The sequence below is a fragment of the Bacillus zhangzhouensis genome (assembly GCF_000715205.1).
Lineage (GTDB): Bacteria > Bacillota > Bacilli > Bacillales > Bacillaceae > Bacillus > Bacillus zhangzhouensis.
The window spans coordinates 1-24,795 of sequence record NZ_JOTP01000003.1 but is presented as its reverse complement, the minus strand read 5'-3'; the positions used below and the strand labels follow the sequence as shown (position 1 = coordinate 24,795).

General features: G+C 41.3%; 28 protein-coding genes and 3 pseudogenes. 5 read left to right on the top strand and 26 right to left on the bottom strand.

What is annotated here, in order from left to right:
- Positions 1-333: 333 nt before the first annotated feature.
- Positions 334-1,206, bottom strand: a complete 873-nt coding sequence (gene speB / locus BA70_RS03390) for an agmatinase (protein WP_034318213.1) — start codon at positions 1,204-1,206, stop codon at positions 334-336.
- 69 nt (positions 1,207-1,275) lie between these two features.
- Positions 1,276-2,106 carry a spermidine synthase gene (speE, locus tag BA70_RS03385; RefSeq protein ID WP_034318212.1) on the bottom strand — a complete coding sequence of 277 codons (831 nt, stop codon included), beginning with the start codon at positions 2,104-2,106 and terminating at the stop codon, positions 1,276-1,278.
- Between the two features lie 227 nt (positions 2,107-2,333).
- Between speE and BA70_RS03380 the strand changes: the two genes are divergently transcribed.
- Complete coding sequence (locus tag BA70_RS03380) at positions 2,334-4,403, top strand: transglycosylase domain-containing protein (protein WP_034318210.1); 2,070 nt, start codon at positions 2,334-2,336, stop codon at positions 4,401-4,403.
- Positions 4,404-4,531: 128 nt separating this feature from the next.
- Here BA70_RS03380 and BA70_RS03375 read toward each other — a convergent pair whose 3' ends face one another.
- Together BA70_RS03375 and BA70_RS03370 are read right to left on the bottom strand one after the other, a co-directional pair.
- Positions 4,532-5,050 carry a YwhD family protein gene (locus BA70_RS03375; protein WP_034318208.1) on the bottom strand — a complete coding sequence of 173 codons (519 nt, stop codon included), beginning with the start codon at positions 5,048-5,050 and terminating at the stop codon, positions 4,532-4,534.
- A gap of 12 nt (positions 5,051-5,062) precedes the next feature.
- A complete protein-coding gene (locus BA70_RS03370) occupies positions 5,063-5,725 on the bottom strand; it encodes a site-2 protease family protein (RefSeq protein WP_034318205.1) in 663 nt (220 codons plus the stop codon).
- 107 nt (positions 5,726-5,832) lie between these two features.
- Between BA70_RS03370 and BA70_RS03365 the strand changes: the two genes are divergently transcribed.
- The gene (locus tag BA70_RS03365; RefSeq protein WP_034318202.1) at positions 5,833-6,018 is read left to right on the top strand and encodes a 2-hydroxymuconate tautomerase; all 186 of its coding nucleotides are present in this window, start codon (positions 5,833-5,835) and stop codon (positions 6,016-6,018) included.
- A gap of 55 nt (positions 6,019-6,073) precedes the next feature.
- On the opposite strand, the gene BA70_RS03360 is transcribed toward BA70_RS03365, so the two are convergent.
- The 4 genes from BA70_RS03360 to BA70_RS03345 all read right to left on the bottom strand — a co-directional run bounded on the left by BA70_RS03360 (position 6,074) and on the right by BA70_RS03345 (position 9,335).
- A complete protein-coding gene (locus tag BA70_RS03360) occupies positions 6,074-6,886 on the bottom strand; it encodes a zinc-dependent metalloprotease (protein ID WP_034318200.1) in 813 nt (270 codons plus the stop codon).
- A 224-nt stretch (positions 6,887-7,110) separates the two neighbouring features.
- On the bottom strand, positions 7,111-7,611 hold the full coding sequence (locus BA70_RS03355; protein WP_034318197.1) for a YwgA family protein: 501 nt from the start codon (positions 7,609-7,611) through the stop codon (positions 7,111-7,113).
- 30 nt (positions 7,612-7,641) lie between these two features.
- Positions 7,642-8,943: an HD domain-containing protein gene (locus BA70_RS03350; protein ID WP_034318194.1), complete on the bottom strand. Its 1,302-nt coding sequence runs from the start codon at positions 8,941-8,943 to the stop codon at positions 7,642-7,644.
- A gap of 170 nt (positions 8,944-9,113) precedes the next feature.
- Entirely contained in the window at positions 9,114-9,335 is a 222-nt protein-coding gene (locus BA70_RS03345; RefSeq protein ID WP_003215259.1) for a YuzB family protein, read from the bottom strand.
- Between the two features lie 242 nt (positions 9,336-9,577).
- On the opposite strand from BA70_RS03345, the gene BA70_RS03340 reads away from it, so the two are divergent.
- Positions 9,578-10,378, top strand: coding sequence for an RsfA family transcriptional regulator (locus tag BA70_RS03340; protein ID WP_034318191.1), 801 nt, complete (start codon positions 9,578-9,580; stop codon positions 10,376-10,378).
- 34 nt (positions 10,379-10,412) lie between these two features.
- On the opposite strand, the gene BA70_RS03335 is transcribed toward BA70_RS03340, so the two are convergent.
- From BA70_RS03335 to pta, 18 genes and pseudogenes are all read right to left on the bottom strand, one after another.
- Entirely contained in the window at positions 10,413-10,646 is a 234-nt protein-coding gene (locus tag BA70_RS03335) for a DUF5970 family protein (RefSeq protein WP_034318189.1), read from the bottom strand.
- Positions 10,643-12,919, bottom strand: coding sequence for a glycosyltransferase (locus BA70_RS03330; RefSeq protein ID WP_034318186.1), 2,277 nt, complete (start codon positions 12,917-12,919; stop codon positions 10,643-10,645). Before BA70_RS03330 ends, BA70_RS03335 begins: the two co-directional genes overlap by 4 nt.
- A gap of 118 nt (positions 12,920-13,037) precedes the next feature.
- Positions 13,038-13,524, bottom strand: a pseudogene (locus BA70_RS03325) (tetratricopeptide repeat protein).
- A 43-nt stretch (positions 13,525-13,567) separates the two neighbouring features.
- A complete protein-coding gene (gene lipL, locus BA70_RS03320) occupies positions 13,568-14,413 on the bottom strand; it encodes an octanoyl-[GcvH]:protein N-octanoyltransferase (protein ID WP_034318183.1) in 846 nt (281 codons plus the stop codon).
- A gap of 282 nt (positions 14,414-14,695) precedes the next feature.
- A complete protein-coding gene (locus BA70_RS03310; protein ID WP_078061632.1) occupies positions 14,696-15,082 on the bottom strand; it encodes an SMI1/KNR4 family protein in 387 nt (128 codons plus the stop codon).
- An 80-nt stretch (positions 15,083-15,162) separates the two neighbouring features.
- Positions 15,163-15,396: pseudogene (locus tag BA70_RS20950) on the bottom strand (hypothetical protein).
- 246 nt (positions 15,397-15,642) lie between these two features.
- A complete protein-coding gene (locus tag BA70_RS03300) occupies positions 15,643-15,975 on the bottom strand; it encodes a hypothetical protein (RefSeq protein ID WP_034318178.1) in 333 nt (110 codons plus the stop codon).
- Between the two features lie 111 nt (positions 15,976-16,086).
- Entirely contained in the window at positions 16,087-16,404 is a 318-nt protein-coding gene (locus tag BA70_RS03295) for a hypothetical protein (protein ID WP_034318175.1), read from the bottom strand.
- A 21-nt stretch (positions 16,405-16,425) separates the two neighbouring features.
- A complete protein-coding gene (locus BA70_RS03290) occupies positions 16,426-16,812 on the bottom strand; it encodes a hypothetical protein (protein WP_239646616.1) in 387 nt (128 codons plus the stop codon).
- Positions 16,813-16,848: 36 nt separating this feature from the next.
- Positions 16,849-17,028: pseudogene (locus BA70_RS20780) on the bottom strand (pre-toxin TG domain-containing protein); the annotation flags it as partial.
- A gap of 208 nt (positions 17,029-17,236) precedes the next feature.
- The gene (locus tag BA70_RS03285) at positions 17,237-17,563 is read right to left on the bottom strand and encodes a hypothetical protein (protein ID WP_034318172.1); all 327 of its coding nucleotides are present in this window, start codon (positions 17,561-17,563) and stop codon (positions 17,237-17,239) included.
- Between the two features lie 76 nt (positions 17,564-17,639).
- Positions 17,640-18,047: a YwqH-like family protein gene (locus tag BA70_RS03280; RefSeq protein ID WP_239646615.1), complete on the bottom strand. Its 408-nt coding sequence runs from the start codon at positions 18,045-18,047 to the stop codon at positions 17,640-17,642.
- A 166-nt stretch (positions 18,048-18,213) separates the two neighbouring features.
- On the bottom strand, positions 18,214-18,480 hold the full coding sequence (locus BA70_RS03275) for a hypothetical protein (RefSeq protein ID WP_034318169.1): 267 nt from the start codon (positions 18,478-18,480) through the stop codon (positions 18,214-18,216).
- A 13-nt stretch (positions 18,481-18,493) separates the two neighbouring features.
- Positions 18,494-19,828, bottom strand: a complete 1,335-nt coding sequence (locus BA70_RS03270; protein WP_034318166.1) for a TRAP transporter large permease subunit — start codon at positions 19,826-19,828, stop codon at positions 18,494-18,496.
- A 55-nt stretch (positions 19,829-19,883) separates the two neighbouring features.
- The gene (locus tag BA70_RS03265) at positions 19,884-20,759 is read right to left on the bottom strand and encodes a prephenate dehydrogenase/arogenate dehydrogenase family protein (RefSeq protein WP_034318165.1); all 876 of its coding nucleotides are present in this window, start codon (positions 20,757-20,759) and stop codon (positions 19,884-19,886) included.
- An 11-nt stretch (positions 20,760-20,770) separates the two neighbouring features.
- A complete protein-coding gene (locus BA70_RS03260; protein ID WP_078061631.1) occupies positions 20,771-21,442 on the bottom strand; it encodes an RraA family protein in 672 nt (223 codons plus the stop codon).
- A gap of 152 nt (positions 21,443-21,594) precedes the next feature.
- Positions 21,595-22,446: a MurR/RpiR family transcriptional regulator gene (locus BA70_RS03255; RefSeq protein ID WP_034318160.1), complete on the bottom strand. Its 852-nt coding sequence runs from the start codon at positions 22,444-22,446 to the stop codon at positions 21,595-21,597.
- Between the two features lie 112 nt (positions 22,447-22,558).
- Positions 22,559-23,530 (bottom strand): phosphate acetyltransferase, encoded by a 972-nt coding sequence (gene pta, locus BA70_RS03250; protein ID WP_034318158.1) that lies wholly within the window; start codon positions 23,528-23,530, stop codon positions 22,559-22,561.
- Between the two features lie 240 nt (positions 23,531-23,770).
- Between pta and hemQ the strand changes: the two genes are divergently transcribed.
- Positions 23,771-24,541, top strand: coding sequence for a hydrogen peroxide-dependent heme synthase (hemQ, locus tag BA70_RS03245; protein WP_034318155.1), 771 nt, complete (start codon positions 23,771-23,773; stop codon positions 24,539-24,541).
- A 67-nt stretch (positions 24,542-24,608) separates the two neighbouring features.
- On the top strand, positions 24,609-24,740 hold the full coding sequence (locus BA70_RS20775) for a hypothetical protein (RefSeq protein WP_275574577.1): 132 nt from the start codon (positions 24,609-24,611) through the stop codon (positions 24,738-24,740).
- Positions 24,741-24,795: the final 55 nt, after the last annotated feature.

Sequence of the window (24,795 nt, the reverse complement as noted above, 5' to 3'; positions counted from 1 at the left end):
TATGCCTGAACTTGCCAAAAATGCCTGAAAAAAATCAAATGGAACGACGCTTGCTTACATACCACCTGCATCAATAACGCAATGCCAGTGAGATAGAAAAAACCTCGATCCTGAAACAGACCAACCATCTCTTCCTTTGCCTTTTTTTCGAACTAAAAATGGGCGGATCGGCTGCCAGCTCTTTTTTCAGTGTGAGAAAGTCTGCCGCTAACACACATAAAGCGAGGATCACCATCAATATAGAAGAAACCATGAGCTGCCTCCTTTATCTTTTTGCCCAATGTCAAAAAAGAGCTTGTCCACATGAGATGACAAGCTCCTCTATCAAAAGGTTTATTTCACAAATCCAAGCAGCATTTCACGCAAAAGCTTGCTCGCTGTATTCGCTGTTTGGTCAGAATGATCATATACAGGTGCTACCTCAACTAGGTCTGCACCGACTACTTGGACATCAGAGCCTGCAATCGCATGAATGGATGCAAGCAGCTCTTTTGATGTAATACCGCCAGCATCCACCGTGCCTGTACCAGGTGCATGAGCTGGGTCAAGTACATCAATGTCGATCGTCACATACACTGGACGCCCTTTTAGCTTTGGCAATACTTGCTTCAATGGCTCCAGTACTTCAAATGTAGAAATGTGCATACCCGCTTCTTTTGCCCATTCAAATTCTTCTTTCATTCCAGAACGGATACCGAAAGAGTATACATTTTCAGGTCCAATGAGTCCTGCAACTTTACGAATCGGTGTCGAATGTGACAGCGGCTCACCCTCGTATTCCTCACGAAGATCTGTATGTGCGTCCATATGGATGATCGCCAAATCAGGATATTTCTTATACATCGCACGGAAAACCGGCCAAGACACGAGGTGCTCTCCGCCCATTCCTAATGGAAACTTCCCTTTTTCTAAAATGCTGTCGACATACTCTTCAATTAAATCTAAGCTCTTTTGTGCATTCCCAAAAGGAAGTGGGATGTCACCCGCATCAAAGAATGGCACCTCGTGAAGCTCACGATCTAAATAAGGGCTGTATTCCTCTAAACCAATCGATACTTCACGGATGCGGTTCGGACCGAAACGTGATCCTGGGCGGTAACTGACTGTCCAGTCCATCGGCATGCCGTATAAAATGACCTTTGCATCTTCCCATGTCGGTTGACTTCCAATAAACACTTTTCCTGAATAAGCCTCGTCGAATCTCATGCAAGATTCCTCCTTTTACGCTTCAAAAAATGCGCAAACCGTCATTTGCGCATTTCCATTTCGCTTTATTTATTTCAATAAGTCGCTCACAAATTTCGGCAGAACGAATGCCGCTTTGTGCAATTCTTTTGTGTAATATTTTGTTTCAATATCAAAGAAGCGGCTGTCTTCCACAGCAAGTGGATCATATTTTTTAGAACCTATTGTAAACGTCCAAAGACCGCTTGGATACGTTGGGATATTCGCTGTGTAAAGCTTTGTGATCGGGAAAATTTCCTTTACATCACGCTGTACATTTGTAATCAACTCTGGTGTGAACCAAGGGTTGTCCGTTTGTGCAACGAAAATACCGTCTTCTTTCAGTGCTTTTGAGATTCCTGCATAGAAACCTTTAGAGAACAGGTTCACAGCTGGTCCAACTGGCTCAGTCGAGTCAACCATGATGACGTCATACTCGTTGTCAGCTTCCGCAATGTGCATAAAACCGTCTCCCACTTTGACATCCACTCGAGGATCGTCTAGTTTCCCAGCAATAGAAGGAATGAATTTCTTCGAGTATTCGATGACCTTTCCGTCAATATCAACAAGTGTCGCTTTTTTCACACTTGGGTGTTTGAGGATCTCACGAATCACACCGCCGTCTCCTCCGCCTACGACAAGAACATTTTCCGGGTTTGGATGAGTGAAAAGAGGAACATGCGCCACCATTTCGTGGTATACAAACTCATCTTTCTCAGATGTCATCACCATGCCGTCTAAAAACAGCATATTGCCAAACTCTTCTGTTTCCACCATTTCTAAATGCTGAAAGTCTGTTTGTTCTGTGTGAAGGGTTTTCTTCACCTTTAATGTAATGCCAAAATTCTTCGTTTGCTTCTCTGTATACCAAAGTTCGCTCATTGTCCATCTTCCTCTCATCCAATAATAAACAAACATCTATTGTTAGCGCCTTATATCGGCTATGACTATATCGATTGTCCAAGAAAAAAGTATAGTGGATTCATATCAAATTGTAAAGAACCGCATAACATATCTTCACTTTTTAAAGTACGCTCTTGCAATCGCTTGTTTAAAACGGTTTTCTTTGTTCCATACTGATAAAAAAACCGTCAAAATGGGGGCTTTGCATGGACACAATCATGAGTAATAAAAAAATCCGCATGACCGTGAAAACGATTCGAGCCTGCTTTTTTATTGGCTTGCTCGCTTTTCTATTTGCAGGCACTGTCTTTTTGACGATTTTATTACTTGCAAAGTGGCAAGGTGCCCCTTCTGTTCAAGTTCCCCAATCCACGACCATTTATGCAGCAGATGGCTCAAAACTTGGAGAGTCCAGCTTTGGAGAAAAGAGGTATTGGGTCCCGTTAAAGGACATGTCCCCTCATATCAGGCAAGCAGTTGTAGCTGTTGAGGATAAAACCTTTTATGAGCATCATGGCTTTGATGTGAAACGGATGGTGGGTGCTGCGGTAGCCGATATTCGTGCAATGGCAAAGGTACAAGGTGCCAGCACGATCACCCAGCAATATGCACGAAATCTTTATTTAGATCATGATAAAACGTGGAAGCGGAAGTGGAATGAAGCCTTTTATACGATCCGCTTAGAGCAAAACTATACAAAAGATGAGATTTTAGAAGGATACTTGAACACCATTTATTATGGTCATGGAGCGTACGGTGTGGAAGCGGCGTCCCGTCTTTATTTCGGGAAAAAAGCGAAGGACTTGACCCTAGCCGAATCAGCCCTGCTTGCTGGTATCCCAAAGGGACCCTCCCTCTATTCTCCTTATGTGAATGAGGAGAAAGCCGTGGCAAGAAAAGACATGATTCTAAGGCAAATGCAAGAGGATGGCATGATTTCAAAAAAAGCAGTCGCTGATGCCGCAAAAGAAACGCTGTCCTATCGTCCACTCAAGCAGAAGCAGCTGCAAGCAAAGCAAGCCCCGTACTTTTATGATGATGTGATTAGAGAATTGAAACAAACCTTGGGGTTAACAGAGGAACAGATCGAAACCTATGGACTTCATATACAAACGACCCTAAATCCAGAGTTACAGAACATCGCAGAGAAGACATTGAAACAAACGATGAATTCTCATTCAGACATCCAAGTCGGCTTTACCGCCATCCATCCCCAAACAGGACATGTGCTTGCCCTCATTGGGGGAAGAGATTATGAGAAAAGTCCATTCAATCGGGTGACACAAGCCAAAAGACAGCCCGGTTCGACAATGAAACCACTTCTCTATTACATTGCCTTGCAAAATGGTTTTACACCAGCAACTGTCATGCGCAGTGAGGAAACGGTTTTTGAGCTGGATGATCAAGGAAGCGGTGCTGCTTATTCACCAAGCAATTATCATGGCTATTACGCCAATGACGGCATTACGATGCTTCAAGCCCTGGCGCTATCTGATAATATTTATGCGGTCAAAACCCATTTGTTTTTGGGCATGGAGCAGCTTGTACGTGCAGGTAAGACATTTGGTATCAACGAGAAATTAGATCAAGTGCCCTCACTTGCCCTAGGCACGTCTCCTGTCAAACCAATTGAAATGACCAACGCTTACGCTATGCTTGTCAATGGTGGAAAACGCGTCAAACCAACCTTTATTACGAAAGTAACAGACGCAAAAGGCAACGTGCTCTTTGAGGAGAAACAAAAACGAGAGCAAGCCCTAGATGAAAAAGCAGCATTTGTTACCACCGACATGATGTCAGGGATGTTCAATGATCAATTAAATGGCTATACAAGTATTACTGGACGTACCATTATGAAGGATCTTACGCGAACATACGGGGGGAAATCAGGAACAACAGGAGCCGACAGCTGGATGATCGGCTTCTCTCCCCAGCTCGTCACTGGTGTGTGGACGGGTTACGATAAAGGGCGCACCATTGACTCGGTCGAAGAAAGCGCCTATGCGAAAAAAATATGGGCTTCCTTTATGGAAACAGCCCTCTCTAAGCAGCCAGCCTCCTCCTTCATGCCGCCAGACGGCGTAAAAGGTGTGTATATCAATCCAAAAACCGGCGATCTTGCTGGTCCAGGATGTGAATCAAAGGTATTTACCTATTTTATAGAAGGAACTGAGCCGACAGGTGTCTGCTATGGTGCTGAGGAGAAATCCTCTGAGCAAGACCCCGTTCAGGATCAAAAACCAAAGAAATGGTGGGAAAAGTGGCTGAAGCGATAAATAAAAAAGACATGAAAAACCCCGAGATCTACATCTCGGGATTCTCCATGTCCTAGCTTTAACACCAGTTTACTCAAAAAACGGCTGGAATTGGTCATCATTCACCATTCTTCACAAAAATTTCACAATTATTCAGGAACAGCCAATCCTTCTTTTAATTCATCTGTGGATGCTTCCCATAATGCTTCATTATGACTCTTCAAAAAATCAGCAAGCACTTTTTTCGATACGTCATCCATATGATTGACGACAATTTTGCGCTTCATCGATTTATCCATTAAATTCACATGCTCTGGAAGTGACTTATATCCGCGACGAATTGAACGGTCGACGGTCATTTCACAAGCCGTCACTCCTGCATAATAAGGTCCATCTTCTCTGCGGTCAATGGTCACCCATACGAGCCAATACGGCTTTCCGTTTGGCACCTCTTCTTTTGTTTTCAAAAATTTAATCCCTTTTTCGACGGCACTTCTTGCATGCATGGCACCAATATCAATGATAGCTTCCTTTTCCTCTACATCAATGATCACCGGCGAAATGTTATCTAGGCTGAGCGCACCAGCTCCAAAGCCTCCGTGTCCGTCAGTTGCGTCTGTTTTTTTAATGATATTAAAACCAATTGGTTTCTTCTTTTTACCTTCCATTTGTTAGACCTCCTAAAGCAGCGGTTTCAAAATTAAATTAAACCAGTAAATAATTTGATCTCTCATACTGATCAATGGACCAAACACAAACTGACCGAGTGGCGTAATGACGAATATGAGGAAAATAATAATCCCGTATTGTTCAAATTGCGTCATTTTCGCACGGATGCCCGGACTGACGACGTCCTCAATAATACGATACCCGTCTAGAGGCGGGATCGGCAACAAGTTAAATAGGAACAAAATGACGTTCAAGTTAATAAAGATTAAGAAGAAATTATCGACCCCTGGCTCAAAGCGCATGATCCACTCTCCTCCAAATTTCTGAAGAAGCACATACACAAAAAAGCCCAGAAACGCTAAAACGAAGTTACTTAAAGGCCCAGCGATCGACACACAAATCCCTGCCAAGCGCGGGTTCTTAAAATGGTACCGATTTACCGGTACCGGTCTCGCCCAGCCAAACCCAGCCACAAAGATCAAGATCGTCCCGAATATATCGAGATGCTTTAGTGGATTTAGCGTGAGTCTCCCTTGATTTTTAGCTGTCGGGTCTCCGAAACGATACGCAACATATGCATGCGCCAGCTCGTGCATCGTGAATGCAACAACAAGTGTAATGGCGACAAATGGAATCAGTTCTAATGGATAAGCAAGAAATTGGTTCAAAGGCATGAATCCCTCTTTCTTTCTATACAATGATTTACTTCATTCAGTATACTATAAGAAGTCCCTTAAACTAAAGGGAAGCGAAGCACTAATGGAAAAAGGAGGTTTTTGCATTGCCGATTGTCACCGTTCAAATGCTTGAAGGAAGAACAGACGAGCAGAAAAGAGCTCTTGTGGAGAAAGTCACTGATGCCGTTGTTGAAACAACAGGCGCAGGTGCAGAAAAAGTCTCTGTCATTATTGAAGAAATGAAAAAAGAACACTATGCTTTAGCAGGAAAGAGAATGAGCGACCTGTAAGCATATAAAAAAGGACAAACACCTCTGTGTTTGTCCTTTTGTCTCTTATTCTATCTTATCTGTACCATGCTTTATTACGGTTCACTTGATTTTTGTGAGCCGCATCAAAGTAATCAACTGTATAGGAATAATCATAATTCATTAAGCAGACAATTCCACTGCCTTGAGGGTCATGCGGCAAGCCAAAGTTATGGCCGTATTCATGCGTAGCGGCTTTTGCTGTATTCGCTGTTCCTTGATCAAGGTTGACGGCGAATGCACTTCCGCGCGGTGCACTATTGTATACATAAGCGATACCGCCAGCGTCAAAGTTTGGATTTGCTGTAAATCCTGTGACAAAGTCGTACCCTCTGCCATCAAAGCTGCGCTGAAGGTTTGATAGAATTTGCTCTGCATTTGATCCAGAAGACGTCCAAGATCCTACTGCTTGCACCACAAAGTCCACATCATGGTCGCGGTTAAAAGTGACGTCCGCTTGCTCGATGATGCTGACAATCCGCGTCTGCCAATCACTATATTTCGCTCGATACTGCGCATCAGCAACTGCATAGACTGTCACTTTCTGACTGCCTGTACTTGCTTTTGTTGAAATAGAATCACCTGTATTGGCCTTAAAGGTTCTGGAGCCTACCTGCTTACCAGACTCATCTAACACCTTTGTTGTGACATCTCGTTCAATGGAAGGTGCTGTCGTCAAATCTTTAAAATCATTTGCCTTTGGCAACCCCTCACCAATATGTGTTTCGAACGGCGCATGACCATGATCATGCCCATGACCTGCACTCGCTACTGGTGCTGAAGCTGAACTAACCCCCGGTAACAAACTACCTACCAATAAAAATGACAAAAAGACTGAACGCTTTTTCATTCCTATCCCTCCTTTGTTTTTCACAAGGTTATATATTCACTGAAAATTCACCATTTTCCTTCTTTTCAGTCAAAAACAGGGAATAAGATGCACAGGAAGAAAGTCGAATCACGTCATTTTCACTAATTTTTCGGATGTTTTGGCACAAATTTCATCGAAAAATAGCGCTTTTGGTCTGGGTCTTACAAAACAAAAAAAGCCCAAAAAGTCGGGCTTTTGTCTAGTTAGTTCAGTTCCTTCAACTGATCGATATAAAGAAGAGCAGCTTCAAATTCTTCGTCCGTATAGCGCTGCTTGCTTTTAATGGTGAAGACCTTTTCCTTTACCTCATCTTTTGGCAGATCATCAAAGTATAAAATCGTTGAGACAAGCTCTAGAAAACGAGACGATTGCTCGTTCATCTGCTGCGTCAGCACTTTGAGGTCAGGCATGTCCACTTCACACTGATCGAGAAACTCTTTCCCATTGTCCGTCAGCGAATAGCGATATTGATAGTATCCGCCCTTTTTTTCCTTCATTTCGTCCAAGAATCCAAGGTTGCACAGCTCTTCAATTCTGAGCGTCAACTCCTCTGAATAGGGGCCATAAAAATGAAAATCGTATTTCTCGTAAAAAGGCAAATCTAGCTTTTTTGCTATGTAAATCATCTTTTGCAGCTTCTTCCGTCCAACGATTTCCCCTGATTCAGAGAATACCTTCATCAACTTTGCATGCTCTTTCAACAAATTCCCGACATCTCCTTTTTCAGTACTTCCTTATCCCAATCCAAGCAGCTTCATGATCGCCTTCTTTTCTTCAGCTTTTTCCGACATATCTACAATTAAGTCCATCGGGAAATAAAGTTTATGATCGGTTCTTCGTTTACCGGAAATGGCGTCAACAATATCTGACTGTCTCGACAGTTCTTTAATATGACCACTTTGCGTCAAGAGGTGTATTGGCAGCCTCTCTTCCTCCTCCCCTGGTCTGTAGAAATCATAGGGCAAGTCAGAGGAAGAGTCGACCACTAAATAATAATCAGGATCAATGCCTGCCTCCTTGAACAAGGCGGTCAGCTTGAAATATTTCGTCATTTCTTCATTTGGATTAAACTCTGTATATTGGAACAATCGGCGGTTCATAAAACGGCGGCACAAATCAGCCAGCACATGATCTTCTTCATCTTCCCACGCCTGAAAATAAAATAAGACAATGGATTCATCCAGCTTAATATAGTCCTCTGTGGTGACATTCCCTTCAAAAATCGAATAAAAATGAACAGGGGCATGTGTAAATATATAGCCAGTTTCATGCAGTTCTTTTGCACGATGAAGGATTTTCGTTAAAATGACTTCCGCACTGCGTGTCACTGGGTGGAAATAAACTTGCCAGTACATTTGATAGCGGCTCATAATATAATCCTCTACGGCATGCATCCCGCTCTGCTTCATCACAATCTGATCTTCTCTCGGACGCATCACACGCAAAATACGCTCCATATCAAAGTGGCCATAGCTGACGCCTGTATAGTAGGCATCACGCTGCAAATAGTCCATTCGGTCGGCATCAATTTGACTTGAGATCAAACTGACAACCTGTTTGTTTTGATAGGTTTTAGCAATGACTTCCGCCACATGCTTTGGGAAATCATCACTGACCCGGCGAAGCACTTCATTTACTTCCGTTTGCCCTAAAATAATATCTCTTGTAAACAATTCATGATCTAAGTGGAAGACCTTTTCAAAGGAATGAGAAAATGGACCATGACCGAGGTCATGAAGCAAGGCGGCACTGAGTACAAGCTCACGCTCCCCTTCATCCCATTCAGGTCGTCCTTTAAACACATCATCGACAATCCGTCTCACAATCTCGTATACACCGAGTGAATGATTAAATCGGCTGTGCTCTGCACCATGAAACGTCAAGTAAGTGGTTCCTAGCTGTTTAATTCGTCTCAGGCGCTGAAACTCTCTTGTTCCTATTAAATCCCATATTAATCCGTCCCGTACGTGAACATACCGGTGCACAGGATCTTTAAATACCTTTTCTTCAGATAATTTCCCTTTTGGATACGCCATCGTTTCGTCCCTCTTTTTTTAAGACGTGTTTCTATTATATCGGGTAACTTTTCCCGAAAACATCCTTGAATTTGCTGGTGATTGTGTTCTCAAAGATTGCACGGACGTAAAAAGCCCGACCTGACAGGGACGGACCTCTTTTTAGGTCGACTGAACACATTCAGTGACATTTATTTGACTTTTTTTTGAACCTTTTCGAGTAACTCATCTTCTGTTGGTGCGGATAATGGGCGATTGTTCACAAACGCAAAAGCCTTTTTTCGTCCTGGACCACAATAGGATTGACAGCCAATCTCAATTTTTGCATCAGGGTCAACCGATTTGAGTCGAGGCAATAACGTCTTCAGGTTCGTCGCATCACAATCGTCACATACGCGAAACTCATTAGCCATGGTCTTACGCTTCCTTTCAATGATGATACTTCAATCTATCTGAAACAGTTGGACAACCAATAGTGAATAATATACCACCCAACATTGTACATCGAAGCGGCTGGACTTGCAAGACGTATTGTCAGCGCAGAAACGCGCTTACATAAAAGCTAGTATTTTCCACTATCCTTTTAGCAAACTTGTATAAACCTTCTTCAACTTGGCTAATCTAATACCATCAAATCATATGGGGGTTTAAACACATGTCAAAACAAAGACAAGATGCTTGGTCAGAGGAAGATGATCTTCTTCTGGCAGAAACCGTCTTACGCCATGTCAGAGAGGGCAGCACACAGCTGAATGCGTTTGAAGAAGTAGGAGACAAGCTGAACCGCACCTCAGCGGCATGCGGTTTTAGATGGAATGCTGTCGTGAGGCATCAATATGAAAAAGCCTTGGCACTTGCCAAAAAACAGCGAAAGCAACGAATGCGTGCACTCGGCAATGGCCAGCCTGCGAAAAAACGATTACTCTATCAGCCGCAAGTAGAAGAAACGATCACACAGGAGGAATTCTCTCAAGAGCTGGAACCAGCGCAAGACAAAACGTTTGCACCAGCAGCCGAAACAGCAGAACAGCTCCAGTTTGTGGATCAAAGCTACAATGAAGAGTTAGCTAGTTTATCACATTTATTGTCACAGGCTTCCCACGTCGCAGAGAAAAAGCCAGAAGCCAATCCATTTGGACAGCGTCAGGAATTAACCATCGAAGATATCATTGATTTCTTACGCCGCTATGAAGGTGATGGACAGCAATCCACTGCATTACGTATGGAAAACAGCCGCTTAAAACGAGAAAACAACGAGCTTTCTCATAAAGTCTCGCAGCTAGAAGCTGAAGTGAAAAAGCTTGAAAAGGATCAGCTCACGATTCAAGAAGATTATGAAACACTCGTCAAAATCATGAACCGTGCAAGAAAACTAGTTTTGTTTGAAGATGACGACAATGCCGCTCCAACCTTTAAAATGGACCGTAACGGCAATCTTGAAAAAATGGCAGAATAACAAAAGGTGCTCCCCGCATGCGGGAAGCACTTTTTTATATATCCAAAAATAGCATCACACTAAAAAGGACATTGATCAAAAACACAAACATAAAGATATACCTGACCTGTTTCACCTGAAAATCACCAAAAATAAAAATATAAAGCCCTGCGATGCCAAGTGTCAGTACAGGCTGAAGAAATGGTACTAAAAGCGAAATGCCATAGCCGGCTCCCATGATGACAGGAAGCCATAGTAAGTAGAGATAACCACCTTTTTTGGATTTCAAGAAACCACTCCCTCTCTTTCTTCTATCTGCTTGATTTTAGGCTGAACAAACTTGAGTCCAACCATTGTACGGCCGCGCTTTCGTGATGTCCAGACCGCAACCGCCGGCTGATCGGTCAGAGATTCTGTGTCAATGGTGATCAGCACTTTCTCATGTAATTCAATGGAAGCTTCAGACTCGATTTTACACCCAGATAAACTGATATCATGTATGATCATCGGCACCTTCTCTTCTAATTGGCTCTCATAGGAAAACGTTCCTGTCACACCTTGCAAAGGTCTTCTCAGCCATTTGCGCTGCAAGGCCTTTGGCACTTTCTCTGTTTCTCTCAAAAAGCGAAGAAACGTCCGTACAGCATAGGATTTTTTCTCACGATCCGTAATCGCTACATGCTCTCGTGTGAATAAGAAGCGAATCAGTGATAGATACTCTGATTTTTGTGTGTCAGTAAAAGCAACACCAACCATCAGCTGGTCTCCCTCTGAATGGCTCCAAACCACATCACACGCCACACTTTCATCCTCTAAAAAGAATAATTGCATTTGTCCTTGATTTAGAGAAGAAGCTTGATCCAATGGAATGGATAGACGTGCACCTGAATCACTCATATCGAGTAGAAAACAAGCGATAGACTGATCTTGATGATCAGAACGAAGGTGCCCCTCTTTTTCAATGACAAATCGCTCTGATTTCCGATAACGCGGACGATCAAACGCCACAATCAGTGCCATGAATAGACCTGCACCGTTATAAAGCACCCAAAAAATATTAATCAGCATGAGATCCGCATTCATCGTCCCCTTTACCTTCACTTCATATCCTATTTTCACAAGGACAAGCAATGAGAGCAGCAAGAAGATCAAATGGGGAATCATCGTTTTCAAATGAAAATGTCTTTTGTCCGTTTGAATTCCCTTCGGTGTGACAAGAAATTCAACTCTCTTTTTCAAAAACAGCTCACTTAAAGCCACACCTGCTAGGTGGAATGCCATAGAGCTTTCGTAAATATGACTCCAAAACATACTTCTTTTTTGATTCGACACAAGTTTAAACGCTAAATACGAACTGAAGAATGCCGGCAGCCAAAACATGAAAATGGACTGGAAATCCGCCCAGAAACTTTGAATACCAAACAATAAAAACAAAATCGGCGTGAGAATATAAATCATTTTAAACAAACCGTTAAACCAATACACAATGCCGTCTAAATAAAGAACTCGCTGCATCAACGTTAAGCCGCGAACCTTCAAAGGATTAAATTTACGGGCACACTGAATGTTCCCTCTCGACCACCGGTCTCTCTGCTTTAACAAATCAAGCCAGCTTTCAGGTGCCAGACCGACGGCTAATACCTCTCCGACAGACACAGATTTGAATTTCCCTTGGAGAAGCATTCCTGTCGCCATGTCTTCAGTAATCACCCCAGTAGCAAATCCACCAATTTCATCTAAGGCCGTTCTTCTAAATACAGTATTACTCCCCACATACATGACAGCATTAAACCGATCCTTACCAGCTTGGAGGGTTTGCATAAAGAAGTCCTGTTCGTTTGGAATTCGATCCTTCGAGAACATATTATATTGAAAAGGATCTTCGTTATAAAACGCCTGTGGAACTTGAACAAACGCAGTCGCTCCATCATGAAAGTAAGGCACTGTCTTTTCTAAAAAGGCTGGAAGGGGGACCATATCTGCATCAAGAGTCAGGATCAGCTCCCCATTCGTTTGAGACATCGCATGATTTAAGTTACCTGCCTTAGCAAACTGGTTATCTGTTCTTGTCAGATAATGAACACCAAACTCAGAAGCAAGCTGCTCTACAGCCTCCCTCTTGCCATCATCACATAAATAAATTTGAACGCTTTCCTTTGGATAAGAGAGATTCAAACAACCAGCAACCGTGCGTTTCAGCACTTCAATTGGTTCATTATATGTAGCTATGAAAATATCAACTGTTGGCAGCCTTTCAAGATCACTGATCATGACTTGTTTCCGATTTGAAGGCTTCCAAACAAGTGTATAAAACACAAGCAGCTGTAAAAATCCAATACATTCACAGGCAACAAGCAAAATCCCCATCACAATATTAAATGTACCTTCATGCGGCAGTGTAAAGAAGAGACGCCAGCAAATATATGCGGCATTTGTTATCACACAAAGCACAATGATGATTTTTTTCACAGTAGAAGCTATTGGCTGTATACGATACATCACATACAGCACAGACAAAATGCAAAGCATGAATAGCGGGTAATACGTGGTGAATAATGACAACAAATTCCCTTCTTTCTTAAGCCATAAATGACCATCACATATAAAATTTCATAACAAAGGAGAGGATTCTTCCATTACATTGCCCCTCCGAATCTATTTGAACAACCAAACCAACTGATTATTTCCACAATGTATCTAACTGATTTGAATAAAAATCAATCGCTTTTCGATAACTCAAAATAGCAGGATCTTTTGTTGTTTCAGTTAAACAGTTCAGTAATATTTCCATCGCCTTGCGATGTTCTTTCTGATTTATACAAAGTCATGGCATAGAACGTTTGAATAGCTTTGTTATCCGGATAAGTTTCCATCCCGTTTAGGAATATGTGTTTTGACTTTTCATATTCTCCTAACGTTCTGTACGTACTTCCTAACCCTAGTAAAGCGTCTTCTAGTTTTTCTGAAGACAATCCTAACTCGATTGCCTTTTCATAAAAAAAGACTGCTTGCCTTTCCTCTCCTAACAAGTCATAACTCCATGCACATTGATAGTGAATGGAGGCATGGTCTGGATACTCCTCCACAAGATGAGTCAGCATTTCATTTGATTCTTGAAGGTGTCCACTTTCTCGAAGTTCAATGGCTGTCACAAGCTTTGTTTCCATTACTTCACCTCTATGCTTTTTCAAGATTGAAGTACTTACGTGTTTACGAAAACACCTTTTCATTGCGCTCAATCATCCGCGTCATGTTTTTCTCAAATTCAAGCTGTTCTTCTGCGTTCAGCCCAGATGCTGTCAGTTGGTCACTTAGCTTTTGAAGCTCTTCTAGTAAAAGACGCATCAGAAGCGTACAATCGATCGGTTCACCAATTAACTCTGATAAAGATGCCATCGTATCAGGCTGTATGTCGGGAAACACTGCCTTCACTTCTGGTCGTTTATCCTTTAAGGCGGCGTCATAAAATCGGCGGATCAAGTCGGCACGTTCTGGCCCGCTTCCATCTGCACACAAATAGATTTGCACAGCGACTCCTCCGCGTAATCTGCGCTGAGAAATGCCTGCAAATTTCTTTCCATTGATGCTTAAATCATAGCTACCTGGACAGTAAGAGCCGACAATTTCGTAGGCTTCAATCTCCACCTCATACATTGCCAGCATTCGGCGAATCAACGCCACCATCGCATCATATCCGCGGTCAATATCAATGCCCTTCTTTTGTTCCGCAAAGATTAAAGACACATTCAGTACACCTTCATCCAGCACCACAGCAAGACCGCCTGAATTGCGCACAATCACACGATAGCCCTCTTCCTCAAGCAGCTTCACGCCATCTTGAAGAAATGGAAGTCTTGTATCCTGAATACCAAGAACAATCGTATTATGATGCACCCAAGAACGGGCTGTTGCTGGTGAGAGCCCCTTCCCCACCGATGCACAAAGCGTATCATCCATAGCGAAGGATTGCTTAGGGTCTACATAGAGACCCAGGCTTGACTGATCTATGATTCGCCATTTCGGCTGTGTCAGTAATTCAATAGGTTCATTTTTCATCTCCTGCATATCCTCTCGTTCATAAACTGTGTTTATTATAACATGGAAGGAACATGGGATGAATGGAGGGAAAATAAGAGACTTGTCAGTTATTCATTTCAAAAAAACTCTATGACATTGGGCGTCACAGAGCGTTTCAGCTGGATGATTTGGTTTTCTTGTTCTTGGTTTTCATGATGAAATAAACAGTGGCGAACAAAATGAAAGGTACCCCAATTATGAGGCCGGCAGCGATCCATGTGTTCCAAGACAAATCGATCATCTCCTTTATGGATCATGTTTCTATGTACAGCCATCACTTACCCATTTTATCAAGTTTTCGGTCATCAACTCCGCATGCTGAGGGTCCATCACACCAGCATCTACGATCCATACTTTTTTCTCTTCTTCAGCCTGCTGCATGAGAAATACTTGCCCGCCGCCATCATCGCCAATCGCCACATAGCCGTTTGCATAATGGTGGACCTCCCACGTTTCATTACGTTCCACAATGTCCTCAGTACCGTATAGAAGCAGCTCACCGCCAATGGATAACCCATTGGTATGTTTCAGTAAGGCTTTATAGGCATGAGGCAAAATCATGTTGAGTTGGAATTCTGCCTCTTTGATGTGTATGTCAGTTGCTGGTTCGTTCATGAGCAGGTTTGGGATTTGAGGTAAATTGATCATTTTTTGAGAGCCTCCTAAAAGGTTGAGGTATATTTTAAGCAACTGACTTTTTCATGAACCTTTTATACATTCGCTTTATGTCATTCGTTTAGAAAGGGATTTAGATAGTCATTGTCACTATCCAAATAAGCTCTTACTCCGACTATAATACAGACCTTTTGGAAATCTTCATTGTTTTGAATAATCCTTCGAGCATCCTTATATCTTTTATATATTCATTGGAGAACACCTTGATTTATCTCATGAGAATATTCTTTCTCTAGAATGTCTATTACCGTTTGAATTTGTTTAGTCAGCTCTTCTTGTTTGTCCATATAATTTTCCTAGTTTTCAAAAGTCTATTCAGATCAGTCGATGGTATTTTACCTATGAATAATATTGATGAAGCATTTATGATGCACATGAGTTGTCCTATTTTAGACTAAATTGATCAAGTCATGAACCTATAGAAATCGGTATTTTGCCAACTGTTAACTTGCAGCATAAATCACTATCTCATAAATATAAAAAAGGCCCTCTTACACGAGGGCTTGGATTTTAAAATTCTAAGATGTCAATTGTTACTCATCTGCCAGTTCCCTTACTTTTTGACAACCTACTAAAATCTTATTTGGTGGATCATCATAAAGAGATATCTCCACCAAGGAGCTTTTCCCTTGAATTAACCAAACGTATACACTACCACTGTTTTCATCAGGATGGGATAGAATATCATTTACTTGGAAAGTGGCAGCAATATATTCCGTAAAATTAATATCATCTTCATCTAATATATTGTTTGTTTCAAAAACCGTATCTAGTTTACCTAAAATTTCTAATCCACTTTTCCATTCCAATATCATATCTCTTTTTTCATACTTTATTAATGTCCCAATCATAGGATCATAACTCATCTATATCCCTTCACTTGGTTAACTCAGTCTTACGGCTTTAATGAGTACTCGACTTTCGTTATTATTTTTATACAATCTGCCATGTAGATCTTAAAAACGTTTTAAGATCAATTAAATTAGCTCAACCCCTACTTGGTTGTAAAATTTAACTTTTAGTCTTTCTTCCTCTTTCACATACAAAATCAGAGTCCTGTCATGTTTTTTTATGCTGGTTACGTGAGAGAATTCACCCGCAAAAACTACAAAATCATTAAATGTAATACTTATACTGCTTGTTTGTTTATACACATCAAGGGATAAGATTAACTTGAAATTCAGGTCGTCTTTATAAGTATAAATTAACTCTCCATCATCTAAATTGCCCGTAATACTAACTGGCTCACTTTGAAAAAGTTCTAACAAGTCATATTCATCATACTTTATAAACATTTTAATTCACCCTTTTACTCATTATTTAGGGATAACTGTAATAACATCACCTAATTCATTAATAATAACTTTCACATCCTGTGTCCCGTGAATAAAAGTTCCTTTTCTATTACCAGGCATCTTATCGGTATTCTTTATAGCGTCCTCAATAACAGAAGGCGGAATATCTCTTGGATCTACATATTTTTTTATAAATTCGCTGAATTCCTTTGTTTGTGGCTTATAACCTAATTCGTCAGCTTTTTTTATTGCTCTTCTTGTTAAGGCTGCCCTTACTTCAGGAATATCTGGTGCCATTCTTTCTAGGGCATGTTGAGAATATTTTCTTTGATTTATTATTCCTCCGGCCTTTGATAAACCCCTACCAACTTGACCTGTTACGCTAGCCGACTTCTCAACCCTCTTCACCACATTCTTCCCTTGATCCATCTTAAAAACATATTTCCCAGCCTTCGTTATTTTCGAGATTGGGATAATAGAGGCTGCGGATAGGGCTTGGTCGGTACTGCTGATTTTTTTGCTGGTTTCGGGGTCTTTGCCTGTGACAGCTCGGTAGCCGTCGTAGATGCCGCTGTATTCTAGGATGATGTTTTCGGCAGTTGAGACGACTTCACCTTCTAATATGCGTTTGGCGTTTCCGCGGCTTCGGCTTTGACTTCTTCTGTATCAGTTCCTTCAAAATATCCAATCACCCTATCAGCTTGTATTGGACCATCATAAAAGAAACTTGGACAGAAAAAAGATGAGCGACATCTCTGTAAGCTCACCTTTTCTATCACTTCTTCTCATTTGTTTTGACAAGAATCTGGTCTTTCCAACTCCTTGTAGAGGTTTATGTGACGATGCACTTAGGAGAAAACTTCACAAAAACAGAGTCTTTGCCGTCATCCATCATTCTTTTCAATTCCCTACCTAATGAATAATTAGATCCTGGTTCTGTTTGCAATATACAAACAATATTTCCACCCTCACCTTGTGTTAGACAGGTTAACTGTAAATATTCAGTGTTATCATAAATAAAAGAAACTATATAATCATAGAAATTACCTTCACTGTTATCCTTATTTATTTCTCCCTTAAAAACCCTGACTATGGTTCCAGCCCAAATTCGAGTATCATCTTCAACTTCCTGAACAGAAATCCAATCATTCTTAATCATTCTATTACATCATCTCTATTTAATTTTTAATGCTTTTTTCGCCTCATTGGCATCTATTTTGATTTCTCTGCCCATTTTACTTACCTCTTTTTTTTTCTAGTTGTTTCTGCTTTTCTTTCTCTATTTTTCTTTCAACCGAATGGATGTCACGTTCTAACGAATGGATATCCGATGTGAGATCATTGATTTTTTCATCAATTCGATTCAATAGATTGGTCAACTGTGCACCCTTTATCTCTTGACTGGCCGATGCCATCTCATCCCGAAGGCCATCAAACGTATCTGCCAGACTGCCAAACCATGTATGTGAAGTCAGATCTGGATGAGTGATTTTCTTGCTGGCATCTGACAGGGCCGCTTTTGCCGCTTTTACTTCTTTTCGACACATGTTGAGTTCTGTGATTTGTTCTTTTTTTATGGATATGTCTGCCTTTAACGAATACAAGGCTGCTTTATATCCAATGATTGCTCCAGATATCGTCAAACACCTCTATTCCTCAATTAGTCCTCCGTTATGTTACCATTTACTAGCACAAGAGGCATATGATTGAAAAAGAATTCAGCAAAAATGAATCGTATGTATTGGGTTTTTATACCTATTTCGTGCACAAAAAAAGCTGAATCCATCAACTGAATTCAGCTTCTGACGCTTATTTTAACGAATCACCAGCTGATGCTGATTCATGATCGCTATATATGGTGTCTTTCTTTTCAGGAATATAATGGAGAGAAAAACCGACAAGACTGAAAAAGGCGCTTAACACAAGTGTTGGGTTTTTGAATAGGTTCGTACTTGCAATGATCATGTCTCCCTTTTGCAAGAGAATCCCTAGGATTTGACCGAATACCAACAAAGTTCCTGATGTTAAAAATAGGACAAGCAGCACTTTAAATAAAAATTCCATAAATGCTCTCATGTGTTTCTCCTTTCTATACTGGAAGTATCTCCATCCCGATGAGCCAGCCAATTCCCACGATCGGCAGCATATAATAAAGAATCAGCGGTATAAAAGTTTTTTCCGGTTTGGCTCCTGCAAGACCAGAAGCAATAAAGATCGACCCTGATGCAGGCGGGGAAGCCCCTTCTGTTGATGAAAAGGCAAGAATGGCGACAACAGCCACAACTGGATCAACTCCGACTGAGATTAAAGCTGAAAATGAGACAAGGCCAACAGCTGTTAACGTAGCCGTTGAAGATAATGGTCCAGCCACAAGTGTCACAAGAACACCGACAATCAGCACCATGAGCCACTTCGGAATCGCAAGCACTGACGTGATTTGTGTTAAATCTTCTGCCAATCCTAACTCAGCCAGTACCTGACTAGCAGCGACAGCAAACAGCATCAATGCTCCAATCGTTGTAAACTTAGGAATGGCCGATTTGAAAAACTTAGACCAATCTAGTGCAGACGCCTTCTTTCTTCCAATTGTTAAGCTAATCAACATCATGAGAATCGGAATCCACGTAATTAATGAAATTTGATCCATCGCCTCTGGTCCGATGTTTGGATTACTTTTTAAATAGTTTGCCAGTGGACCAATCGTCATGATAATAGGGATCAATGCACCGAAAAAAATAAAGATCGACTTCCACCCTTTTTTCACAGCTTCCCCAAAGGAGACAATATCATCTGGCGGCATGGCTTGAATTTTATTCTTTTTCACAAGAATATACACAAGAATAAATCGGTAAACGACTTGATACAGTCCTCCTATTAAAAGGGCAATATATAAATCCCCCTCAGACACGAGGGCTGCAACTGGTGCAAACCCTAGCATGATAAACATCGAAGAATTCGGAGGCAGTGCGGCTCCAAGTCCGCCATTCCCTGCTAGAATAGTGGCCGTATGGGTTCGGCTCCACCCTGATTTAATCATCCAAGAGGCCGTTATAGATCCAGTAGCGGCTGTGTTTGCTGAATTCGAACCTGAAAGAGCACCTAAGACAGCTGAACCTAACGTACTCATATAAGCCGCTCCACCAGGAAGTTTGCCTACAACTGAATTCAAGATTCGCAAGAGTGCATGAATTAATTCTAACTTTTCGATTAAATAGGCCATAAATACAAATGCTACGGCTGCATAAAGCACCTCATATGTGGATGCAAATATTAAACCATCCCAGAAAAGTCTTAATGCATCCATTCCGCCAAATAATGTGGTTGCAATAAAACCTAATAGCATGGCTTCTCCCATATTCCGTTTCACTACGACATTCCATATAATGATGACAGCTATGAATACAATCAATGCAATAAAACCCATGACGTATCTTCGCCTCCTCCTGATTAAATAGATGAAATGAAATGCTTCAAATACATCAGCCTTGCTGCATCACTTCAATGACCTCTTCCCAGCTGACTGGTTTTTTCCCGTCAAATCGTTCAAAGAAGTTGAAATCTGCTAATTTCTCTAACTTCTGTTGTGCTGCCCGAGACATGCTGGCATCAATATGAGCTGAATCAAGCATTTCAATAGAGCCAAGAAGCTCAACCGCCCGTCTTTTTGCATGCAGAGCACTGCCTGTCACAAGGCGATTCATGGTTTCTTCAAAGCTCTTGCTATCCATCGTTTCACTGAGAGAAGAAATGGCCTGATCTTCGACATTATATTTTTTTGAAATTTCCAAAAATTCAATTAAAAGTCCGACAATACCTTTCATATAAATGCTTCTTATCAATTTTAAGGCCGAAGCATCTCCTGGTTGGTCACTGATTTTTGTGATATTCATGCCATACTTTTTCGTTTCTTCAATGAACCGGTCTGTTCCACTACCGCTTGCCGTGATTGGTACCTTATGTTTGTTTACTGGAAGAGATCCTAGCATGGCTGCATCTACAAAAAGCGCATTTTGCTTGTCAATTTCTTTTGCCACTTGCTTTTTGATGTCTGGTGTTGATGCTGACACATCCACATATACTTGCTGCTTTTTCAAACTTCCTAACACGGATTGCGCCACCTCTAAGGTTTTATTCGCTGGTACAGCTGCAATCACAATATCAGATTTCTCAATGACTTCACTGACACTGCTGGTTAATTCAACTCCTGTATGAGCTGCTTTTTCTTTGATCGCTCCAGCATATTTCTCATTCTGTAATAGTACATCATACGCATAAAAATGATCTAACCCTTCCGTTTTTAAACCCGTTGACAGCTCATATGCAGCTTCTCCATAACCGATAAAACCGAACTTCATCACCATTTCCCCTATCCCTGGAATTTTTTCATTCTGTCTGCCAGCCATGCGGGTGCTAAGAGACTGATATCCTGTTTTCCTTCGCTCATGTAATGTTGAATGGTTTTTAGTCTTTGGTTTTCATATTCTAGTTTCTCTTCAGCTAGTGACAGCATAGCTTCTGCCTTCTCCTTTGGAACAATCACCACTCCGTCATCATCAGCAACGACTAGGTCTCCCGGTGTTACTTTGACACCTCCGCACGAGATGATTTGGTTCAATTCACCAGGTCCGTCCTTAAAAGGTCCATTTGGCGTAAACCCCTTACAATATATCGGAAAAGCTAATTCCTCTAAAGCGACTTTATCGCGAACAAGCCCGTCAATCACGATTCCTTCTATTCCAACAGCTTTTGCTGAACTGGCCATTAATTCCCCTAAATAGGCATGACCCTTATGGTCTTTCCCATCAACGATGAGAACATCTCCTTTTTGAGCAGAGTAAATCGCTTGATGAAGAAATAAATTATCCCCTGGCCGTAAGCTAACGGTAAAAGCTGTACCTACTACATTCATGCCTCTCGCAACTGGTTTGATCTGATGATCCATCGCACCTGTACACCCCATCACGTCTGACAGCAAGGTCGAGTTAAGCTTTTTTGCCCGATCAATGAGATCATTTGACTCTAAATGAACTGTACTCATTGTTTCCATCATCCCCTTTGAGTTATATTCATTACATTAAAATTATTAAAAGTAATATATATTACTTTTGTGATACGATCATACCACCTCGTTTTTATTTAGTAAAGCGCTTTCATAAAAAATATAAAAATAAAAAATGAGTCACCACACCACTAATGTGTCGTGTGATAACTCATTTTCGTTAGCATGTGATTGATTTGATCTAAACGTGGTTTTGTTCTTTCAGGTTCATTAATCGCTAAAGCACTTAAAATGAAATCTACGATAAAGATAGCTGATACGACGGAGTTATGAGAACCTACACTCGCTGAGGAACATGGTAATACATATTGTGCATACTTGGTTAGTGGAGAGCTGTAGCTGTCTGTAATTAAAAGCACTTCCACCTGATATAACTTCGCTGCCTCCAGCAAGTCCTTCATACGTTTTGCATAACGAGGATAGCTGACAGCTATAATGAAGTCATCAGAATTGAAATGAACCAGATCATCCACCCAGTCACTTTGATCTGCATCAATATATTGACAGTTCCCCAATAGCCGATTGATTCCTAGTGACAGGTACTCCCCAACAGGTCTTCCACTTCGCACACTTGTACAGAGAACCTGGCGGGACTTTGCTATTTTTTCAACAATGTGCTGAAAGGTTTCCTCAGTGATATTGTCCAGTGCGTACTGGATATTTTGGAATTGCAGTTCTACATGATTATGCAGAAGCTTACTCTTATTTGAATGCTTTAGGTTCGCTTCAAGTCTCGTTTGAGGTGCCGCCTTATGCTTCATATTTGATTGAAGCTCTTTTTGAAGCTCAGAAAAACCGGAATACCCCACAGCGGCAGAAAACCTCATGATGGTAGCTGTACTCGTCCCTACTTTTGACGCCAATTTATCTACAGTTAAAAAAGCGACCTCCATCGGGTTTTGTACAATATAATCTGCAATTCTTCTTTGTGCCTCGGTTAATTCCACAACTTTATGCTGAAGTTTATGTATTAAATCTTCCATTATAGCACCTGCCCATTCTATCGGCTTTACACCCTATATTGTACACATTTGTCATCAATAAAAAAACAGCCAGCACGAATCTATCGTACTGGCTGCCTTAGTCGAGATGACATTAAAGTGCTTGAGCTGCTGTGATCAGCGCAAGATTGTAAACGTCTTCTGCATTACAGCCTCTTGAAAGATCGTTTACTGGCTGGTTTAAGCCTTGTAAAATTGGACCTACAGCTTCAAAGTTACCTAAGCGCTGTGCAATTTTGTAGCCGATGTTTCCAGCTTCGAGGCTAGGGAAAACAAATACGCTAGCGTCGCCTTTGATGACGGAATCTGGTGCTTTTTTCGCTGCCACTGAAGGAACGAAAGCTGCATCGAATTGGAATTCTCCATCAAGTACAAGCTCAGGTGCCTTTTCTTTTGCAATGCGAACCGCTTCAGATACTTTTTCTGTTTCGTCTGATTTTGCTGAACCTTTTGTAGAGAAGCTAAGCATTGCTACACGTGGTTCGATGTCAAACATTTTTGCTGTGTTTGCACTTTCGATCGCAATTTCTGCGAGATCCTGGCTGTCTGGTGCAATATTGATCGCACAATCAGCAAACACATACTGCTCTTCGCCGCGAGCCATGATGAAGACGCCAGACGTTTTCTTTACGCCTTCTTTTGTTTTGATGATTTGAAGTGCTGGGCGTACTGTGTCAGCAGTTGAGTGTGCTGCACCGCTCACAAGTCCGTCTGCAAGACCTTTATATACAAGCATTGTACCGAAATAGTTTTCATCCAGTAATGCTTTTCTTGCTTGCTCTTCTGTCGCTTTGCCTTTACGTCTTTCTACGAAAGCTTGTACAAGCTCTTCAAAACCTTCATATGTATGAGGATCATACACGTGAACACCATCAAGTGTAAGACCTAATTCTTTTGCTTTTGCTTCAACTTCTTGCTTCTTGCCTACAACAATTGGCTGTAATACTTTGCCATCTGCTAGTTTTTGAACGGCTGTTAGAATGCGTTCGTCCATTCCCTCAGGAAAAACGATCTTTACGCCTTTACCTGCAACCTTTTCCTGAACTGTTGAAAAAATATCTGCCACTTCAATACCCTCCTTGATTTTACAAAAAAAGCGTTCTCTTTTAAGCATACTCTTCTTCTACCTAAATTCAAACTACCAACTTATATTATAGCGCTTACAATTTAAATTCTTATTTTTCAAACTAATTTAATCAATTTCCATAAATGCTGTTTTCTTCGTTCAAGTTTTGATCACATCTTCATGTAGACAAACTATGTTATAGTTGGAACAGATGGAAAACTGTAAATAGGAGTGAATGAAATGAGCGAACAACATACAACAAATGAAGCAGCTCAAACACTAGACGGGTGGTATGCGCTGCATGATTTTAGAACAATTGACTGGACAGCTTGGAAGTTGCTGACAAGCGATGAGCGTCAAGCCATTATTCATGAGTTCACAGGTCTAATGGAAAAATGGAAAACAGCTGAGCACGATAAGGCTGGAAGCCAAACAATCTATAGTATTGTCGGCCAAAAAGCAGATATTATGCTCATGATTTTACGTCCGACAATGGAAGAACTGAATGAAATCGAGCTTGAATTCAACAAATCACGACTAGCAGAATTTACGATACCAGCCTATTCGTACGTGTCAGTTGTTGAACTCAGCAACTACTTAGCAGGCGGCGGAGATGGCGGGGATCCTTACGAAAACCCACATGTACGTGCGCGTCTATACCCTGAGCTCCCTTCTTCTAAATACGTGTGCTTCTATCCAATGGATAAAAGACGTTCTGGCAATGACAACTGGTACATGCTCTCTATGGATGAACGTAAATCCCTCATGAGAAGCCACGGTTTAATTGGCCGAAGCTATGCTGGTAAAGTAAAACAGATCATTACAGGGTCCGTCGGTTTTGATGATTATGAGTGGGGCGTCACCCTTTTCTCTGACGATGTTCTTCAATTCAAAAAACTGGTTTATGAAATGCGATTTGATGAAGTCAGTGCACGCTACGGCGAATTTGGTTCCTTCTTTGTTGGAAACCGATTAGCAAACGAGCAACTGGCGTCATATTTCCATGTATGATAAACTCTTAAGGCTTCGGAGAGATCCGAAGCCTTTTTATGTATTTGTTTAGAAAGGGGATCTCATCATGAAAAACTTCCCCATCGCTATTTTTGCATTAACACTCGGTGCATTTTCGATTGGCATGACTGAATTTGTCATTATGGGGCTGTTGCCAAACGTCGCAAATGATCTCCATGTATTGTCGACAAAGGGCTAAAATGATCTTTATTTTAGCCCTTTGTCTTCTTTTCAGCGTGATATGAAAACCCTTG

Bases quoted from the DNA above. Each gene is read 5' to 3' on its own strand.
- BA70_RS03285 (WP_034318172.1), bottom strand. From the start codon at position 17,563: ATGATTAAGAATGATTGGATTTCTGTTCAGGAAGTTGAAGATGATACT.
- BA70_RS03265 (WP_034318165.1), bottom strand. From the start codon at position 20,759: ATGAAGTTCGGTTTTATCGGTTATGGAGAAGCTGCATATGAGCTGTCA.
- BA70_RS03255 (WP_034318160.1), bottom strand. From the start codon at position 22,446: ATGGAAGATTTAATACATAAACTTCAGCATAAAGTTGTGGAATTAACC.
- BA70_RS03260 (WP_078061631.1), bottom strand. From the start codon at position 21,442: ATGAGTACAGTTCATTTAGAGTCAAATGATCTCATTGATCGGGCAAAA.
- BA70_RS20775 (WP_275574577.1), top strand. From the start codon at position 24,609: ATGAAAAACTTCCCCATCGCTATTTTTGCATTAACACTCGGTGCATTT.
- BA70_RS03310 (WP_078061632.1), bottom strand. From the start codon at position 15,082: ATGATCAATTTACCTCAAATCCCAAACCTGCTCATGAACGAACCAGCA.
- lipL (WP_034318183.1), bottom strand. From the start codon at position 14,413: ATGAAAAATGAACCTATTGAATTACTGACACAGCCGAAATGGCGAATC.
- BA70_RS03370 (WP_034318205.1), bottom strand. From the start codon at position 5,725: ATGCCTTTGAACCAATTTCTTGCTTATCCATTAGAACTGATTCCATTT.
- BA70_RS03270 (WP_034318166.1), bottom strand. From the start codon at position 19,828: ATGGGTTTTATTGCATTGATTGTATTCATAGCTGTCATCATTATATGG.
- BA70_RS03345 (WP_003215259.1), bottom strand. From the start codon at position 9,335: ATGGCTAATGAGTTTCGCGTATGTGACGATTGTGATGCGACGAACCTG.
- BA70_RS03340 (WP_034318191.1), top strand. From the start codon at position 9,578: ATGTCAAAACAAAGACAAGATGCTTGGTCAGAGGAAGATGATCTTCTT.
- BA70_RS03295 (WP_034318175.1), bottom strand. From the start codon at position 16,404: ATGTTTATAAAGTATGATGAATATGACTTGTTAGAACTTTTTCAAAGT.
- BA70_RS03380 (WP_034318210.1), top strand. From the start codon at position 2,334: ATGGACACAATCATGAGTAATAAAAAAATCCGCATGACCGTGAAAACG.
- BA70_RS03375 (WP_034318208.1), bottom strand. From the start codon at position 5,050: ATGGAAGGTAAAAAGAAGAAACCAATTGGTTTTAATATCATTAAAAAA.
- hemQ (WP_034318155.1), top strand. From the start codon at position 23,771: ATGAGCGAACAACATACAACAAATGAAGCAGCTCAAACACTAGACGGG.
- speE (WP_034318212.1), bottom strand. From the start codon at position 2,106: ATGAGCGAACTTTGGTATACAGAGAAGCAAACGAAGAATTTTGGCATT.
- BA70_RS03360 (WP_034318200.1), bottom strand. From the start codon at position 6,886: ATGAAAAAGCGTTCAGTCTTTTTGTCATTTTTATTGGTAGGTAGTTTG.
- BA70_RS03300 (WP_034318178.1), bottom strand. From the start codon at position 15,975: ATGAGTTATGATCCTATGATTGGGACATTAATAAAGTATGAAAAAAGA.
- speB (WP_034318213.1), bottom strand. From the start codon at position 1,206: ATGAGATTCGACGAGGCTTATTCAGGAAAAGTGTTTATTGGAAGTCAA.
- BA70_RS03275 (WP_034318169.1), bottom strand. From the start codon at position 18,480: ATGAGAGCATTTATGGAATTTTTATTTAAAGTGCTGCTTGTCCTATTT.
- BA70_RS03350 (WP_034318194.1), bottom strand. From the start codon at position 8,943: ATGGCGTATCCAAAAGGGAAATTATCTGAAGAAAAGGTATTTAAAGAT.